Here is a 17,786-nt window from a genome sequence, read left to right on the forward strand (position 1 = left end):
CGGGCCTGCAAATACCACCGGAGCGGTTTTCGTAGGCCTGATAAGCGCAGCGCCATCAGGCAAGAGCGTTACTGCGGATAGGGCACCCAGTCGCCGCCGTTGAGCCGCACATACGGCTTGTTCTGGTACTGGATCACCACCGCATTGGCGTTCTCCGATACCGGCGCGGTTTGCGGCAGATTGCCAATCAACTTATCCCAGTCGACGCTATCCTGGGTGAAGATTTTGCCATCCAGCACGCGGGTAACAATCTCCGACACCGCCAGGAAGCTGCTCGGCTGGTTAATCACCAGTGGCGCGCCCTGATGCGGCGCTTTCATGCCGAAGAACTTAATCGCCGTCGGCACGTTGGTAATCGACGGGCTTGGAATATCGCGCAGGCCGGAAACCTGCATCTTATCCCCCTGCAACGCCGCGCCATGCTCCGGCACCAGCACCACCATCACTTTGCGCCCGGACTTATCAAGCTGCGTAAAGAAGGCATCCAGCTCATCAAACAGCTTCTGCGCGCGCAGTTTGTAATCCGCCGTTTTGCGATCGCCCGGATAGTGGTTGCCATCGTGCAGCGGCAGCAGGTTATAGAAGGTAGCGGTCGGTTTGCCCTGTTTGAAGCTATCTGACTCCATCCAGCGGTTAAGCACCGCGGTATCGTCAAAAATCGGCGAGCCGTCAAAGGAGAGCAGCGTCGGCGGCAGACCCGCCTGGTTCATCAGCGGCGCCTGCATGCCGCCATTGTCGCGCACCTCTTTCAGGAAGCCGCCGAACTCGCCGTTATGATCCATCATCAGCTGTTGGGTAAAGCCAAGTTTCGACAGATTATCAAAGAGATAACACTGGTTATTCGCCTGCTGATAGAGATTCTTGTGCGACGGCTGACCGCAGCTGGCGCGCAGCAGGCGAATCGCCGCCGGGCCGCTGTAGGCAGTCGCCGAGTTAAAGTTTTTAAACTCAATATCGAAGTGCGACCAGAGCGGGTGCGATGCCAGACCGGCGGCTTCAATATCGGCCCACGACAGGGAGCAGATATTAATAAACAGCAGATCGAATGGCTGCGCATCGGCGGGCAGCTGCGTCGGGAAGGTGGTTTGACGCTTCTCTTCCGCCGCGTAGAAGCTGGCGAGCCACGCGTTGAGGTTTTCCGAGGTTGGCGGTGCCGTTTGCGCCGGAATATCGCCAACCACCGGCGTATTGCCCGCAGCGGCAACCGTTGCTGCCTGCGAACCGCCGGTGGTGGTGACCGTGGTAGTCGGCTGGCCGCCGGGCCACAGATTAAAGGCCGGGCCGGTTAAGGTCAGCACGTTCAGCCAGATCATGATCGCCACCACGAACACCGTGACGCGAATCCACTGGGACAAGAAGAGCCACGCCACCAGCAGCACAAATACCGCGCCAATCATCTGCCAGTTGATAAAGCGCGTCACCAGATCGAGCAGATAATCGGCGCTAAAGCCCGCCACCTGCGTGCCCTGGCTCATCATACTTTCAAGCCCCGGCAGCCAGGTGTCGTGCCAGAAGAGCGCAAAACCAAGCGGGATCGCCACCCAGTGGCGCAGGCGATGCAGGCTCAGGCGCGGTAGCGGCACCAGCAGAAAGGCCATAAACACCAGGTTCAACATCGGGTGGAAGTTAAGATAGCCTGCCCATAGCAGGCCAAACTTCACCAGAAAGTAGAAGTTCCAGCCGGAAAGGCCGCGCCAGTATTGCCACAGCGGCGACGGCGCAGAAGAGGGGATCGTATTATTTGTCATGTTTACGGTCTGCCTTGGCGTGCGGATCCCTGCGTAAAACGCCAATCGGTTTTACATAGCGGGGTTTAGTAAAAGTTAAACGGAGCGCGGTACGTAACGGGCGCTGCCAGTGGCGCGCAAGGTAGCCCAGCGGAAAGAAGATCAGCGCGCAAAGCACGATAAGCTGAATAATATCGCTGATTGACATCATGAGGAGGGCTCCGTCACATCGCTTAATAACCGGTGCGGTTGGGGAATACGACGCCAGCTGGTGCCATCGTGTTCGGCATTAATCAACTTCTTCTCCTGACGGGTGGCGGGCAGCGGCTTCGACGCGCGCTCCGGCGGCAGGGCGCGCATCTGCACCACTTCGGCGGCAATCTGGTTATCTTCGAACCACACCATGCGGTTTGAGAAGATATCGCCCGTCGGCAGCGGGAAGATGTGGTTCAGCGCGGTATCGAGATCGTTAACCCGGCAGAAGGATAAGAAGAGCACCAGCCGGTTGTCGCTCATGCTGACAATATCGCCGACGCGGTTTGGCCGGCAGAGCGTCAGCGCCTGCTCAACGCGAATGCCCGGCACCGGACGCAGCGCGACCAGCACCCCTTTGCCATCCGGCGGCAGCAGCGTGTTGTTGACCATATTGCTCACCGCATCGCAAAACACTTCCCACGGCTGGAAGCCGCGCAGCTTCAGCGGCTGCGTCATCGACAGCAGGGTGGAGATATCTTCCGGCACCAGCCGCGTAAACTGTTGTCCCTGCACGCTCTCAATCAGCGTTAAGCAGCGCGACAGCGGGGCGTTCCACGGGATGACCATATTCGCACCGCAGCCGAGCAGCAGGCGCTCATCGGTGGCACGCAGGCTGGCGATGGTTTCACGCACGATAATTTTGAGGTTGTTACCGCGCTGGCGGCGCAGGGTGTGGATCTGGCGCGCAAGGCCATCGATTTGGCTATTCTGCGCGAGGACGAAAATCAGCGTCGCCGCCTGGCTGGCACGCGCCTCTTCAAATAGCGCTTCGTTGGTGGCGAACAGGTTCCAGTGTTCAGAGAGCGGCGGCGCGCCCTCCAGCACGGCGACATTACTTAAAATCCGTTTTTCATCGCTGCGTGGTTGAACGGAAGCCTCTTCCTGTTTGGCTAATTGCCATTGACCTTCAACTTCGGTGAGCAGTAATTGCTGACGGGCGCTGATCCCTTTTTCATTACACCACCACGCTACATCATATAGCGGGATACCATTCTGATAGCGCAGGCTCGCCAGACCAAAAAGTGAGCGATATTCACTCATCAGAATCGAGGATTGCTTGTCATTGTTGCTGCCGGGGTTAATTACCACCAGGGTGCAATTATTATATTTCGCCCAGGCTTGAGTTTTTTCTAACCATTTGCGTAATTTAGGCGCAGGAATATTCTGCCATGCATTATTAGCACAGAGCAGGAACACTAAATATTTGTCCGGGTCAATAGAGCTGAGTAAATCGCGGGTGAAAAAGTATAGACTATTTTCCTCTTTTGGCATGGAAAAGAGCTCGACTTTTTCCGGACCGTGATTTTTATCTAATTTAATGACATTTCGCAGGTCGTGACCCATGCCCGCTACCGCGACTTTCGCCGCTTTATCCTGCGCAGCAAGGGTTTGGTTGAGCAGGCTCAGTGCGTCCTGCTCACGGTCGGTATTTAACCACCAGACCCCGCCCACAGGCATGTGACGCAATTCGTCCCATAATGATTGGATGCCGATAGAAAATATGGGGTTCACGGTGTCCCTCTTGCAGCGAATTTATCTGTAACTCAGTTTACTAGCGAAAGCCGAGAAATAAACCTAACATTGAAATTAAAGAACATCAGATTTAGCATGTAAACGCACTTTCTTGGGCACGATGCCTTGTGTCTTCTTACATCATTTTATATGCAACTGGGATCGGGCCAACATGAAAAAAAATGAACCCGTTACGCAATCTGACCCGACTCTGGGTTACACATTCCAGAACGATTTTTTGGTGCTTAGCCGGGTATTTTCCCTGCCTGAAATCGACTATGCCGATATTTCCCAGCGCGAACAACTGGCCGCCGCGATTAAACGCTGGCCGCTGCTGGCTGAATTAGCCCGTCAACAATAAAGGACCCGTGGATGACCATCTTGGGACTACAGGGGATCCGTGGTGGCGTGGGGACGACCTCGATCACCGCGGCTCTGGCCTGGTCACTGCAACTCTTAGGTGAGTCGGTGCTGGTAATTGATGCCTGCCCGGATAACCTTCTGCGCCTCTCATTTAATGTCGAGTATGAGGATCCAACCGGCTGGGCGCGGTCGCTGCTTGACGGCAACGAGTGGCGCGATGCCGGTATGCGCTACACCACGCAGCTCGATCTGCTGCCGTTTGGCCGACTGGCAGCCAACGAGTGGGAGAATGCCGCGCAGCTTGACGCCGTGGCCGCGCAGCTGACCTCCGCGCTGAAAGAATTAAAAACGCAGCAGCACTATCAATGGGTGCTGATTGACCTGCCGCACGGCGTATCCCCGCTGGCGCGGTACTTTATCGATCTCTGCGACAATCTCTTTACCATTATCAAACCCGATACCAATTGCCACGTGCGCCTGCACCAGCAGCCGCTGCCCACCGGCGCGCATCTGTTAATTAACGATCTGCGCATTGGCAGCCAGTTGCAGGACGATCTCTGGCAGGTGTGGCTGCAAAGCCAGCCGCGCATGATGCCGATGGTGATCCACCGCGATGAGGCGATGGCAGAGTGCCTGGCTTCGAAGCAGCCGCTCGGCGAGTACCGCAGCGATGCGCTGGCGGCCGAGGAGATCCTGACGCTGGCTAACTGGTGTCTACTCCATTTCGCGCCTGCTGCACAGGGGAGTGAGGCATGATTCGCCTTGCCACCTGGCTGCTTATTCCGCCAGTGGGTGCGCGGTTGAACGCGCGCTATCAGCATTATCGCGACCATGGCGCACCGCGTTTTAGCGCCGCATTGGGCTGTTTCTGGGCGATCCTCGCCTGGATGTTTATCCCGCTTGAGCACCCGCGTTGGCAGCAGCTTCGTGCGCAGCAGAACCACTGGTTCCCGCATATCGATCCCGACCGCCCGCGCCCGCTCGACCCGGCACGCTACCTGATTCAAACTCTGTGGCTGATGGTGACGCTGCCGCTGGGCGAGCCGAGATCGCCGCGTCGCCAGCACTTTGCCCGTCTGCGCGTGCTGCGCGGGCGCTGGCACCACTTCCTTGAAACCCTGCCGGAGCGCATGACGCAGCGCACGGGCCATCTCGACAATAAAAAAGAGCTTGGACACATCAACCCGAAAGTGCGGCGCATTATTCTTGGCACCGTGGTGGTTTTCTCGTTCCTGCTCGCCATTGTTTGTATTACCCAGCCCTTTAACCCGCTGTCGCAATTCGTCTTTTTGATTCTGCTGTGGGGCGTGGCGCTACTGGTGCGGCGCATTCCGGGGCGCTTCTCGGTGCTGATGCTGGTGGTGCTCTCCCTGACGGTCTCCTGCCGCTACATCTGGTGGCGCTACACCTCGACCCTCAACTGGGATGACCCGGTCAGCCTGGTGTGCGGCCTGGTGCTGCTGTTTGCTGAAACCTACGCGTGGATTGTGCTGGTGCTCGGCTACTTCCAGGTGATCTGGCCCCTTAACCGCCAGCCGGTGCCGCTGCCGAAAGATATGTCGCTCTGGCCGTCGGTCGATATTTTCGTGCCAACCTACAACGAAGATCTTAACGTGGTGAAAAACACCATTTACGCCTCGCTGGGTATCGACTGGCCGAAAGATAAGCTCAAGGTCTGGATTCTGGATGATGGTGGGCGCGAAGAGTTTCGCCAGTTCGCCAAACAGGTCGGCGTCGAGTACATCGCCCGCACCACTCACGAGCATGCAAAAGCGGGCAACATCAACAACGCCCTGAAGTATGCGAAAGGGGAGTTCGTGTCGATTTTCGACTGCGACCACGTGCCAACGCGCTCCTTCCTGCAGATGACCATGGGCTGGTTCCTGAAAGAGAAGAAGCTGGCGATGATGCAGACGCCGCACCACTTCTTCTCGCCAGATCCGTTTGAACGTAACCTCGGGCGTTTTCGTAAAACGCCAAACGAAGGCACTCTCTTTTATGGCCTGGTGCAGGATGGCAACGATATGTGGGATGCCACCTTCTTCTGCGGCTCCTGTGCGGTGATCCGCCGCGGGCCGCTGGACCAGATTGGCGGCATTGCGGTTGAGACGGTAACGGAAGATGCGCACACTTCGCTGCGCCTGCACCGCCTTGGCAACACCTCTGCTTATATGCGTATTCCGCAGGCGGCGGGGCTGGCGACCGAGAGCCTCTCGGCGCATATCGGCCAGCGTATCCGCTGGGCGCGCGGCATGGTGCAGATTTTCCGCCTCGATAACCCATTGATGGGCAAAGGGCTGAAGTTTGCCCAGCGGCTCTGCTACGTCAACGCCATGTTCCACTTCCTGTCGGGCATTCCGCGGCTTATCTTCCTGACCGCGCCGCTGGCGTTTCTGCTGCTGCATGCCTACATCATCTATGCCCCGGCGATCATGATCGCGCTCTTCGTAATGCCGCATATGGTGCACGCCAGCCTGACCAACTCGAAAATCCAGGGCAAGTTCCGCCACTCCTTCTGGAGTGAGATCTACGAAACCGTGCTGGCGTGGTATATCGCACCGCCAACGCTGGTGGCGCTGATTAACCCGCACAAAGGGAAGTTCAACGTTACCGCCAAAGGCGGGCTGGTCGAAGAGGAGTATGTCGACTGGGTGATCTCGCGCCCCTATATCTTCCTGGTGCTGCTCAACCTGCTCGGCGTGGCGGTCGGTATCTGGCGCTACTTCTACGGCCCGGAAAACGAGATCCTCACCGTCTTCGTCAGTATCGCGTGGGTGTTCTATAACATGGTGATCCTCGGCGGCGCGGTGGCGGTGTCGGTGGAGAGCAAACAGGTGCGCCGCGCGCACCGCGTGGAAATGACCATGCCAGCGGCGATTGCCCGTGAAGATGGGCACCTCTTCTCCTGTACCGTACAGGACTTCTCTGACGGCGGGCTGGGCATCAAGATCAACGGCCAGGCACAGGTGCTGGAAGGGCAGAAGGTGAGCCTGCTGCTCAAACGCGGCCAGCAGGAGTACGCCTTCCCGGCGACCGTAGCGCGCGTCAACGGCAATGAGGTGGGTCTGCAACTGCTGCCGCTGACCACCAAACAGCATATCGATTTTGTGCAGTGTACCTTCGCCCGCGCCGATACCTGGGCGCTGTGGCAGGACAGCTTCCCGGAGGATAAACCTCTGGAGAGCCTGCTGGATATTTTAAAACTGGGTTTCCGCGGCTACCGCCATCTCGCGGAATTTGCTCCATCGTCCGTCAAAGTGATTTTCCGCTCGCTCACCGCGCTGGTGTCCTGGGTGGTGTCATTTATTCCGCGCCGCCCGGAACGGAATGTGGCCGTGCAGCAACCGATGACGTGATTGGCTTAACAATGATGAATACGCGATGAAAAGAAAATTATCCTGGATGTGTGCAGTGGCAGTGGGGATGAGCACGCTGGCCCCGATGATGACCCACGCAGCGCCTGCGCAACCCGCGCCGAGCGTGCCCGCCGTCGCGCCAGCGACTCAACCGGTGGTCACGCCTGCGCCGGGAGAGACCGAGAGCGTTACGCCAACCATGCCGACAGAGGGCCAGACCGTCATTGGTCAGGTGATGCCGGGCGTGCAGGGGGCAAATGCACCTGTAGTGGCAGCCAATGCGCCGTCGCGCGATGTGAAACTCACCTTCGCCGAGATCGCGCCGCCGCCGGGCAGCATGGTGCTGCGCGGTATCAACCCGAATGGCGGGATTGAGTTCGGTACGCGCAGCGATGAAGTGGTCTCGAATGCGGTGCTCAATCTTGAGTACACGCCGTCGCCGTCGCTGTTACCGGTGCAGTCGCAGCTGAAGGTCTACCTGAACGATGAACTGATGGGCGTGCTACCGGTGACCAAAGATCAACTGGGGAAGAAAACCCAGGCGCAGATGCCGATCAACCCGCTGTTTATCACCGACTTTAACCGCGTGCGGCTGGAGTTTGTCGGCCACTACCGCGACGTGTGTGAAAACCCTGCCAGCTCAACGCTGTGGCTCGATATCGGGCGCAGCAGTTCGCTCGATCTCACTTATCAGAAGCTGTCGGTGAAAAACGATCTCTCCCACTTCCCGATCCCGTTCTACGACCCGCGCGATAACCGCCCGCTGACGCTGCCGGTAGTTTTCGCCAGCGCGCCGGATATCGCGCAGCAGCAGGCGGCGGCGATTGTTGCTTCATGGTTCGGTTCACGCACCGGCTGGCGCGGGCAGACCTTCCCGGTTTCCTATAACGCGCTGCCGGAGAGCAACGCCATTATCTTTGCCACCAACGATAAGCGCCCTGATTTCCTTAAAGATCTGCCGCCAGCGAAGGGGCCGACCATCTCGATGGTCAACCACCCGAACAACCCTTACCTGAAGCTGCTGGTGATTAGCGGACGTGACGATAAGGATCTGCTGCAAGCGGCGAAGGGCATTGCCCAGGGCAATGTGCTGTTCCGCGGTGAGAGCGTGACGGTTGATGAGGTGAAACCGCTGCTGGCGCGCCAGCCTTACGATGCGCCAAACTGGGTGCGCACCGACCGCGCGGTGACCTTTGGTGAGCTGAAAAGCTACGAAGAGCAGTTGCAGGCGACCGGCCTCCAGCCGTCGTCCATCAACCTGTCGCTGAACCTGCCGCCGGATCTCTATCTGCTGCGCAGTACCGGCATCGACATGAACCTCAACTATCGCTATACCGCGCCGCCGACCAAAGATGGCTCGCGGATGGATATCAGCCTGAATAACCAGTTCCTGCAATACTTCAACCTGACCGGCACCCAGGAGAGCAACAACCTGCTGCTGCGTCTGCCGGTGCTGCAAGGGCTGCTCGACAGCAAAACGGATGTCTCCATTCCGGCGCTGAAACTCGGCGCGGTGAATCAGCTGCGCTTCGATTTCCAGTATATGAATCCGATGCCGGGCGGCACGATTGATAACTGCGTCACTTTCCAGCAGGTGCCGAACCGCGTGGTGATTGGCGATGATTCCACCATCGACTTCTCGAAGTATTACCACTTCCTCGCGATGCCGGATCTGCGTGCCTTTGCCAATGCCGGTTTCCCGTTCAGCCGCATGGCGGATCTGTCGCAAACTATCGTTGTGACGCCGCCGCAGCCGACGCCGGCACAGGTTGCCACGCTGCTCGACTCGTTAGGCACGGTGGGCGCACAGACCGGTTTCCCGGCGATTAACGTGCAGTTAACCAGCGATGGCAACCAGATCAAAGATAAAGACGCCGATATCATGATCATCGGTGCCATTCCTGCAGAGCTGAAAGATGATAAGCATATCGATCTGCTGGTGAATGCCGCGCAGAGCTGGGTGAAAACCCCGCTGCGCCAGACGGCGTTCCCATCGATTGTACCGGATGCCGCCGACCGCCAGGCCGATGCGCAAACCGGCGTGACCTCCGATGGCCCGATGGCGGCGATTATCGGCTTCCAGTCGCCCTATCACGAGCAGCGCAGCGTGGTAGCACTGCTTGCCGACAGCCCGCGTGGTTATGAGCTGCTGAACGGCGCGATTAATGACAGCGGCAAGCGCGCAGCAATCTACGGCTCGGTAACGGTGATCCGTGAATCGGGCGTGAATGGCCTGCGCGTTGGCGATATCTACTACGTTGGCCACCTGCCGTGGTTTGAGCGCATCTGGTATGCGCTGGCGAACCATCCGGTGCTGCTGGCGGTGCTGGCTGCGGTCTGCGTGGTGTTGATGGCGTGGGTGCTGTGGCGTCTGCTGCGTATCATCAGCCGCCGCCGTCTTGACCCTTCCGATCATGAGTAAACAGTAATGAAAAGCGTACGCTGGGTGGTGATGGCGATGCTGGTAATGGCGGCGGTGAATGTTCGCGCCGCCTGTAGCTGGCCGGCCTGGGACCACTTTAAACAGGCCTATATCAGCGACGGCGGGCGGGTTATCGACCCGAGCGATTCGCGCAAAATCACCACCTCGGAAGGGCAGAGTTATGCGCTCTTCTTCGCGCTGGCGGCTAACGATCGCGCCATGTTCGATAAAGTGCTGGGCTGGACCGAAGATAACCTCGCCGCAGGCTCGCTGAACAAGCAGCTTCCCGCCTGGCTGTGGGGCAAGAAGGCCGATAACGGCTGGGAGGTACTCGACACCAACTCTGCGTCTGACGCCGATATCTGGATTGCTTGGTCGCTGCTGGAGGCGGGCAGGCTGTGGAAAGAGGATCGCTACAGCCAGTTGGGCAAATCCCTGCTGACACGGATTGCGAAAGAGGAAGTGGTGACAGTGCCGGGGCTCGGTTCCATGCTGCTGCCGGGCAAGGTCAGCTTTGCTGAACCGACAACGTGGCGCTTTAATCCGAGCTATCTCCCGCCGCAGCTGGCGAGCTACTTCACCCGCTTTGGCGCGCCGTGGTCAACGCTGCGTGAAACTAACCTGCGCCTGCTGCTGGAGACCGCGCCGAAAGGCTTCTCGCCGGACTGGGTGCGCTATGACAAGGGTAAAGGGTGGCAGTTGCAGCCAGGTAAAACGCTGGTCAGCAGCTACGATGCCATCCGCGTTTATCTGTGGGTCGGGATGATGAATGATGCCGATCCGCAGAAAGCGCGCCTGCTCAACAAACTGAAGCCGATGGCGACCGCGACGATAAAAAATGGCGTGGTGCCGGAGAAGGTGGATGTCGCCAGCGGGCAGATCCGCGGCGATGGCCCGGTCGGTTTTTCCGCCTCGATGCTTCCCTTCTTGCAGGATCGTGACGCGCAGGCCGTGCAGCGCCAGCGCGTTGCTGACCACTATCCCGGCGACGATGCCTACTTCAGCGCGGTGCTGACGCTGTTCGGCCAGGGCTGGGATCAACACCGTTTTCGCTTCACCTCTCGCGGTGAGTTACAACCTGACTGGGGCCCGGAATGCACAAGTTCGCCGTAACTTTTCTTTGTGTTTCAATCGGCCTCTCGCTGGCACCTGCCGCCGGGGCGGCCGAGCCGACCAGCGCGCAGCAGCAGTTGCTGTCGCAGGTGCGTCTGGGTGAAAGCGCCCGCCGCGAAGATCTGGTACGCCAGTCGCTCTATCGCCTTGAACTGATCGACCCCGATAACCCTGAAGTGGTGGCGGCGCGTATGCGCTATCTGCTGCGCCAGGGCGACAGTGCCGGTGCGCAGAAACAGCTCGACCGCTTAAAGCAACTGGCACCGGACTCCAGCGCCTATAAAGCGTCGGTTACCACCATGGCGCTCTCCTCGGCTGAAGGCCGCCAGGCGCTGCAACAGGCGCGTTTACAGGCTACCACTGGCCACACGCAGGAGGCGATTGCCGCCTATGACGCGCTGTTTAAAGGCAACCCGCCGGAAGGTGATATCGCCGTTGAGTACTGGCTGCTGGTGGCAAAAGTGCCGGCGCGCCACAACGAGGCAGTAAGCCGGTTGCAGGCGCTGAATAGTCGTAACCCAGGAAATGCACAGTTGCAGGGCGGGCTGGCGCAGATGCTGTTTGCCGACAGGCGCGATGCCGAGGGCTACGCGCTGCTGGAGGAGATGGCGAAATCGAACGCCGGGCGCGACACCGCAGCCGGGCTCTGGTATCAGCAGATCCAGCGTATGCCGGTCAGCGATGCCAGCGTGAAAGCATTACAACATTTTCTGACTCTCTTCTCCGCTGGCGACACGGTCGATAACGCTCGTTCCCTGCTGGCGGCGCAGCAAAAACAGCTGGCTGACCCGGCGTTTCGCGCCCGTGCCACCGGCCTTGCGGCAGTGGATGCCGGGCAGGGGGCGAAAGCGATTGGTGAACTGCAACAGGCGGTTAATGCCAACAACGCCGACAGTGAAGCCGTCGGCGCGCTGGGCCAGGCTTATTCCCAACGCGGCGATCGCGCCCGCGCGGTGGTGCAGTTTGAAAAAGCGATCGCTATGGACCCGAACAGCGGGAGCCGCAGCAAGTGGGAGAGCCTGCTGCAAACTAACCGCTACTGGCTGCTGATCCAGCAGGGCGATGCGGCGTTAAAAGCCAATAATCCGGCGCAGGCCGAGCGCTACTACCAGCAGGCAAGGGCGACGGATAATAGCGACAGCTACGCGGTGCTCGGCCTCGGTGACGCGGCGGCAGCGCGCAAAGATAGCGCGGCGGCAGAGACCTTCTACCGCCAGGCGCTGCGTATGGACAGTGAAAACACCAATGCTGTGCGCGGGCTGGCCAATATTTACCGCGCCGAGTCGGCGGAAAAAGCCGAAAGCTTTATCCGCTCTCTCAACACCAGCCAGCGGCGCAGTATCGACGATATTGAACGCGGCCTGAACAATGACCGCTTAGCGCAGCAGGCCGAAGCGCTGGAGAGTAAAGGCGAGTGGGCGCAGGCCGCCACGCTGCAACGCCAGCGGCTCGCGCTCGATCCGGGCAGCGTCTGGATCACCTACCGGCTGGCGAGCGATCTGCGCCAGGCCGGACAGGCGAGCGAAGCGGACAGCCTGATGCGCCAACTGGCGACGCAGAAAGCGGGCGATGCGGAGCAGGTTTACGCCTACGGGCTCTATCTCTCCGGCACCGAGCGGGCGCAGGCGGCGCTGAATCACCTCAATACGCTGCCGAAGGCGCAGTGGAACAGCAATATTCAGGAGCTGGCCGACCGGCTGCAAAGCAATCAGCTGCTGGATCGGGCGAACCGCCTGCGCGACAGCGGCCACGAAGATGAGGCCATTGCGCTGTTAACCCGGCAACCGGCGAGCACGCGGCTCGATTTAACCTTTGCCGACTGGGCGCAGCAGCGCGGCGATGCCAGCGAGGCGCAGGATTACTATCAGCGCGTGCTCAAGCGCGAACCGGCTAATGAAGAGGCGCTGCTTGGGCTGGCTGAACTCTATGCTTTCAGCGGCAATCCGCTGGCGGCGCGGGCGCAGCTGGCAAAACTGCCTGCCGCCTCAGCGACCGGTGAGCCGCCCTCGATCAACACCCAGCGGCGGCTGGCGCTGGTAGAGAACCAGCTTGGTGACAGCGCCAGCGCAAAACGCATTTTCAGCGCTATTGTGCCGCAGGCCAAAGCACAGCCGCCGTCGATGGAGAGCGCGCTGGTGCTGCGCGATGCCGCACGGTTTGAGGCGCAGAACGGCGCGCCGCAGCAGGCGCTGGAGCACTATAAAGAGGCGATGGTCGCCGCAGGCATCACGCCGCAGCGCCCTGCCAATAACGACGCCTTTACGCGCCTGACGCGCAACGATGAGCGCGATGACTGGCTGAAGCGCGGCGTGCGCAGCGATGCGGCGGATCTCTATCGCCAGCAGGATCTCAACGTCACGCTGCAACATGAGTACTCCGGCTCTAGCGGCACCGGCGGCTACTCCGATTTGAAAGGCCACACCACCATGTTGCAGGCGGATACGCCGCTGGCGGACGGGCGGCTGTTGCTGCGCGCCGACATGGTGAATATGGATGTTGGTACCTTCAGCCAAAACGCCGATGGTTCCTATGACCCGAACTTTGGTACCTGCGGAGACATTGATTGTGTAAGCGGTAACCGCCATCAGTCCGATCGCGGCGTCAGCATTGGCGCAGGCTGGCGTAACGAACGCTGGGGGATGGATATCGGCACCACGCCGATGGGCTTTAACGTTGTTGATGTGGTCGGCGGCGTGAGCTACAGCGGAGATGCCGGGCCGCTCGGTTACACCGTTGATCTGCACCGTCGCGCTATCTCCAGTTCGCTGCTGGCCTTTGGCGGACAGAAAGATCCCAACACCGGAAAAACCTGGGGCGGGGTGCGCGCCAACGGCGCTACGCTGAGCCTCAGTTACGATAAGGGTGAAGCCAACGGCGTCTGGGCAAGCCTCGGCGCGGATACGTTGCAGGGGAAAAACGTCGACGATAACTGGCGCGTGCGCTGGATGACCGGCTACTACTACAAGCTGATTAACGAAAACAATCGGCGCGTTACCGTCGGCCTGAACAACATGATCTGGCACTACGACAAAGACCTGAGCAACTACACGCTGGGCCAGGGCGGTTACTACAGCCCGCAGGAGTACCTCTCGTTCGCGGTGCCGGTGTTATGGCGTCAACGCACGGAGAACTGGTCGTGGGAGCTGGGCGGTTCCGCGTCGTGGTCCCATTCGCGTAACAAAACCATGCCGCGCTATCCGCGTTTAGATCTCATTCCGTCAGAATTCCGCAATCGCGCACGTGATATCCCTGAGAACGGAAGCCACAGTAACGGCTTTGGTTATACGGCGCGCGCGCTGGTCGAACGGCGGGTGACAAATAACTGGTTTGTTGGCGCGGGCATTGATATTCAGCAGGCGAAAGATTACACCCCGAGCCACGGGATGATTTATGTGCGCTACTCCGGCGCGGGCTGGCAGGGCGACATGGATATGCCGCTACAACCGCTGGTACCGCAGGCCGACTGGTAAAAATAGACTATTCCTGGCGGAAGATTGCCGCGCATTGGCTGCATTGCGTGGCGGTTAACCGCCTAAGATTCAAAGCGTTATTACCTCTTTTTGCGTCACTCGCGGGCCAATGAGAATCTGCGTAGCCCCTTATCTTAATCGCCCTGCGATAGAGTATACTCTGGCGGCAGAGTCATCCTGACCCATCCTCTGCGCCGATTGTTTCTCTGGAGAGTGATTTTGCGTGTTAGCCGTTCTTTAACCATCAAACAAATGGCCATGGTTGCTGTTGTCTCCATGTTCTTTGTGCTTATTTTTTGCGTTATTTTGCTGTTCCATTTCCTGCAGCAGAATCGCTATAACACGGCTACGCAACTGGAAAGCATCGCCCGCTCGGTGCGCGAACCCCTCTCGGCGGCAATTTTAAAGGCGGATATTCCTGAAGCCGAAGCAATCATCAAACAGATAAAACCCGCCGGAGTGGTAAGCCGCGCCGACGTGATGCTGCCTAACCAGTTCCAGGCGCTGCGCATGCGCTTTATTCCCGAGCGCCCGGTGCCGGTGACCATTACCCGCATGTTTGAGCTGCCGATCCAGATTTCACTGCCGATCTACTCGCTGGAGCGCCCGGTCAACCCGCAGCCGCTGGCCTACCTTGTGCTACAGGCAGACTCTTACCGCGTTTATAAGTTTGTGATCAGTACCCTGTCGACGTTAGTAACGGCTTACTTACTGCTGACGTTAATGCTGACCGTGGCGCTCACCTGGTGTATCAACCGGCTGGTGATGCATCCGCTGCGTAAAATCGCCCGCGAACTGGATGAGATACCGCCGCAGGCGCTGCCCGGCCACCAACTGCCGCTGCCGCGCCATCATAAGGATGATGAAATTGGCCGTATTGTGCGCAGCTATAACCGCAACCAGCAGCAGCTACAGCATCAGCAGGAGGAGAGCCATGCGCAATCGGTGCGCTTCCCGGTCTCCGATCTGCCGAATAAAGCCGTCCTGCTGGCGCTGCTTGAGCAGGCCGTGACCGCCGATGCGCACTCGGCGCTGCTGGTTATCTCCAGCGACACCCTGCGCGACACCGCCGGGGTGCTGCATGAAGATCAGCGTGAAGTGCTGCTGCTGACGCTGGTGGAGAAGCTTAAATCAGTGCTGTCGCCGGGAATGATGCTGGCGCAGCTTAATATCAGTGATTTCGCCCTCTTCGCGCCCGCTGTTCAGCAGCCCTGGCAGGCGATGAGATTAAGTAAGCAAGTGCTCACTGTTATCAACGAGCGGGTACCGCTGAAGGGGATTCAGCTGCGCCCGCACGCTAACCTTGGAGTGGCGATGACGGGCAGCACGCACTCTGCTCAGGCGCTTATGCAGCAGGCCACTTCCGCGCTTGCCGCCGCCCAGCGAAATGGTAAAAACCAGATCCACTTCTTCGATGCGCAGCAGCGCGAAGCGGCTCATAACTGGCTGTCGCAGGAAGCTGACATTCTCTCTGCTCTTGAGCAGCAGCGTTTTGCGCTCTGGCTGCAACCGCTGCGCGCGCAGCCGGAGGGCGAGGTGGTCGGTGCCCGCGCGCTGCTGCGTTTACGCAAGCCCGATGATAACGAGGTCGCAGGCGCGGCGCTGTTCGCGCAGATCGAGGCATGCGGGCTGACGGGCAAAGTGTGCGACTGGATGCTGGAAGAGGCGTGTCACCTGCTGGCCGACTGGCAGTCGCGAGGCATTACGCTGCCGCTGGCGGTTGCACTTCCTGCCGGGGCGCTGTTGCAGCAGGCAGATGTTGCAGGCGTTGATGAGCGGCTGCGCCATTACGATCTTCCACCCCAGCGACTGCGTCTCGATATCTGCGAACGCCAGCTTTTTTCCGCTGCGGATGAGGTGATATCGCCAGATGCCTTTGAGAAGCGCTATCTGGCCGCTGCGGGCGTTGATTAAAATAGTTACTTTGTTACGAGATTGTGCGAGTCAGCTCAAAGTTTTTAACATTCTTGTTTCAGAAACGCCGTAAGCACATTTCTGTCATTCAGGACGGGTGTTATTTTTAATCCGCAGGCTAACCGAAAACCCTATAAAGCCTGAGGTTAATCTCAAGGACACCTTATGAAAACCTCCCTGTTTAAAAGTCTCTACTTTCAGGTCCTGACAGCGATCGCTATCGGTATTTTGCTTGGCCATTACTACCCTGAACTCGGCGCACAGATGAAACCCCTTGGTGATGGCTTCGTGAAGCTCATCAAGATGATCATTGCGCCGGTTATCTTCTGTACCGTTGTTACCGGTATTGCCGGTATGGAGAGCATGAAAGCGGTCGGGCGTACCGGCGCGGTGGCACTGCTCTACTTTGAAATTGTCAGTACGCTGGCGCTGATCATCGGCCTGATTATCGTCAACGTTGTGCAGCCCGGCGCGGGGATGAACGTCGACCCCTCCACCCTCGATGCGAAGGCGGTGGCGGTCTACGCCGAACAGGCGCAGTCGCAGGGAATTGTGGCGTTTATTATGGATGTCATCCCGGCGAGCGTGATTGGCGCTTTTGCCAGCGGCAACATCCTGCAAGTGCTGCTCTTCGCCGTGCTGTTTGGCTTTGCCCTGCATCGCCTGGGCCACAAAGGCCAGCTGATTTTTAACGTCATCGAAAGCTTCTCGCAGGTGATTTTCGGCATCATCAACATGATCATGCGCCTCGCACCCATCGGTGCGTTCGGGGCGATGGCCTTTACTATCGGCAAATATGGCGTCGGGTCACTGGTGCAACTGGGCCAGCTGATTATCTGCTTCTACGCTACCTGTATTCTGTTTGTGGTGATTGTGCTCGGGACTATTGCCCGCGTTACCGGCTTCAACATCTTCAAATTCATCCGCTATATCCGCGAAGAGCTGCTGATTGTGCTGGGGACCTCCTCCTCGGAATCGGCGCTGCCGCGCATGCTGGAGAAGATGGAGCGCCTGGGCTGCCGCAAATCGGTGGTAGGTCTGGTGATCCCGACCGGTTATTCGTTCAACCTGGATGGCACCTCTATCTACCTGACGATGGCGGCGGTGTTTATCGCCCAGGCGACCAACAGCCATATGGATATTTTCCATCAGATCACTCTGCTGGTGGTGCTGCTGCTCTCCTCCAAAGGGGCGGCCGGGGTTACGGGTAGCGGCTTTATCGTGCTGGCGGCGACGCTCTCTGCGGTCGGCCACCTGCCGGTTGCGGGCCTGGCGCTGATCCTCGGCATTGACCGCTTTATGTCCGAAGCGCGTGCGCTGACCAACCTGGTCGGTAACGGCGTGGCAACCATTGTGGTGGCGAAATGGGTTAAAGAGCTGGATGAAAAACAGCTTAACGATACGCTTAATAATCGAACCAGCGCCGCAAAAACGTCAGAAATCTCTTCATAATTTCAAGACTTACGCCCGTAGTCCTTGTCTGACTACGGGCAGCTAAGCATAATTACCCTCTTGCTTCCGTCACAATTCACGCTGAATTTTCGGGATTCTTCACTTCGCGCTGTGACGTTTTGCGTTTCCTGCGGTCTAAAAGCGGAGTGTTTTATGTCTGTCCATTGACCTATGGGCGGCATACTTTTTAACCAGGAATGTT

General features: G+C 58.8%; 11 protein-coding genes. 8 read left to right on the forward strand and 3 right to left on the reverse strand.

Annotation, left to right across the window (positions count from 1 at the left end; translation table 11 throughout):
- Positions 1-68: 68 nt before the first annotated feature.
- From bcsG to bcsE, 3 genes are read right to left on the reverse strand one after another with little or no spacing between them, the layout of a single operon-like run.
- On the reverse strand, positions 69-1,748 hold the full coding sequence (gene bcsG / locus N7V53_RS16325; protein ID WP_023481977.1) for a cellulose biosynthesis protein BcsG: 1,680 nt from the start codon (positions 1,746-1,748) through the stop codon (positions 69-71).
- Entirely contained in the window at positions 1,738-1,938 is a 201-nt protein-coding gene (bcsF, locus tag N7V53_RS16330) for a cellulose biosynthesis protein BcsF (protein ID WP_023482035.1), read from the reverse strand. The genes bcsG and bcsF overlap by 11 nt, the downstream gene beginning before the upstream one ends.
- A complete protein-coding gene (bcsE, locus tag N7V53_RS16335; RefSeq protein WP_279794028.1) occupies positions 1,935-3,494 on the reverse strand; it encodes a cellulose biosynthesis c-di-GMP-binding protein BcsE in 1,560 nt (519 codons plus the stop codon). The genes bcsF and bcsE overlap by 4 nt, the downstream gene beginning before the upstream one ends.
- A 172-nt stretch (positions 3,495-3,666) precedes the next feature.
- On the opposite strand from bcsE, the gene bcsR reads away from it, so the two are divergent.
- From bcsR to N7V53_RS16375, 8 genes are all read left to right on the forward strand, one after another.
- Positions 3,667-3,855: a cellulose biosynthesis protein BcsR gene (bcsR, locus tag N7V53_RS16340; protein ID WP_023482010.1), complete on the forward strand. Its 189-nt coding sequence runs from the start codon at positions 3,667-3,669 to the stop codon at positions 3,853-3,855.
- Positions 3,856-3,866: 11 nt separating this feature from the next.
- Positions 3,867-4,613, forward strand: a complete 747-nt coding sequence (gene bcsQ, locus N7V53_RS16345) for a cellulose biosynthesis protein BcsQ (protein WP_279794031.1) — start codon at positions 3,867-3,869, stop codon at positions 4,611-4,613.
- Positions 4,610-7,213 (forward strand): UDP-forming cellulose synthase catalytic subunit, encoded by a 2,604-nt coding sequence (gene bcsA / locus N7V53_RS16350; protein WP_279794032.1) that lies wholly within the window; start codon positions 4,610-4,612, stop codon positions 7,211-7,213. Before bcsQ ends, bcsA begins: the two co-directional genes overlap by 4 nt.
- A 25-nt stretch (positions 7,214-7,238) precedes the next feature.
- A complete protein-coding gene (gene bcsB, locus N7V53_RS16355; protein ID WP_279794033.1) occupies positions 7,239-9,635 on the forward strand; it encodes a cellulose biosynthesis cyclic di-GMP-binding regulatory protein BcsB in 2,397 nt (798 codons plus the stop codon).
- 6 nt (positions 9,636-9,641) lie between these two features.
- Positions 9,642-10,748, forward strand: a complete 1,107-nt coding sequence (bcsZ, locus tag N7V53_RS16360) for a cellulose synthase complex periplasmic endoglucanase BcsZ (RefSeq protein WP_279794034.1) — start codon at positions 9,642-9,644, stop codon at positions 10,746-10,748.
- Positions 10,730-14,218 (forward strand): cellulose synthase complex outer membrane protein BcsC, encoded by a 3,489-nt coding sequence (bcsC, locus tag N7V53_RS16365; RefSeq protein WP_279794035.1) that lies wholly within the window; start codon positions 10,730-10,732, stop codon positions 14,216-14,218. The genes bcsZ and bcsC overlap by 19 nt, the downstream gene beginning before the upstream one ends.
- 276 nt (positions 14,219-14,494) lie before the next feature.
- On the forward strand, positions 14,495-16,132 hold the full coding sequence (locus tag N7V53_RS16370) for an EAL domain-containing protein (protein WP_279794104.1): 1,638 nt from the start codon (positions 14,495-14,497) through the stop codon (positions 16,130-16,132).
- Between the two features lie 165 nt (positions 16,133-16,297).
- Positions 16,298-17,584: a dicarboxylate/amino acid:cation symporter gene (locus N7V53_RS16375; RefSeq protein ID WP_023482021.1), complete on the forward strand. Its 1,287-nt coding sequence runs from the start codon at positions 16,298-16,300 to the stop codon at positions 17,582-17,584.
- Positions 17,585-17,786 lie beyond the last annotated feature (202 nt).

This window comes from Kosakonia sp. HypNH10 (genome assembly GCF_029850615.1).
In the GTDB taxonomy this organism is placed as follows: domain Bacteria; phylum Pseudomonadota; class Gammaproteobacteria; order Enterobacterales; family Enterobacteriaceae; genus Kosakonia; species Kosakonia cowanii.

What these genes read in the sequence shown, in the direction of transcription:
- bcsG (WP_023481977.1), bottom strand. Translation starts at nt 1,748, where the DNA reads ATGACAAATAATACGATCCCCTCTTCTGCGCCGTCGCCGCTGTGGCAA.
- bcsF (WP_023482035.1), bottom strand. Translation starts at nt 1,938, where the DNA reads ATGATGTCAATCAGCGATATTATTCAGCTTATCGTGCTTTGCGCGCTG.
- bcsR (WP_023482010.1), top strand. Translation starts at nt 3,667, where the DNA reads ATGAAAAAAAATGAACCCGTTACGCAATCTGACCCGACTCTGGGTTAC.
- bcsQ (WP_279794031.1), top strand. Translation starts at nt 3,867, where the DNA reads ATGACCATCTTGGGACTACAGGGGATCCGTGGTGGCGTGGGGACGACC.
- bcsA (WP_279794032.1), top strand. Translation starts at nt 4,610, where the DNA reads ATGATTCGCCTTGCCACCTGGCTGCTTATTCCGCCAGTGGGTGCGCGG.
- bcsB (WP_279794033.1), top strand. Translation starts at nt 7,239, where the DNA reads ATGAAAAGAAAATTATCCTGGATGTGTGCAGTGGCAGTGGGGATGAGC.
- bcsZ (WP_279794034.1), top strand. Translation starts at nt 9,642, where the DNA reads ATGAAAAGCGTACGCTGGGTGGTGATGGCGATGCTGGTAATGGCGGCG.
- bcsC (WP_279794035.1), top strand. Translation starts at nt 10,730, where the DNA reads ATGCACAAGTTCGCCGTAACTTTTCTTTGTGTTTCAATCGGCCTCTCG.
- N7V53_RS16370 (WP_279794104.1), top strand. Translation starts at nt 14,495, where the DNA reads ATGTTCTTTGTGCTTATTTTTTGCGTTATTTTGCTGTTCCATTTCCTG.
- N7V53_RS16375 (WP_023482021.1), top strand. Translation starts at nt 16,298, where the DNA reads ATGAAAACCTCCCTGTTTAAAAGTCTCTACTTTCAGGTCCTGACAGCG.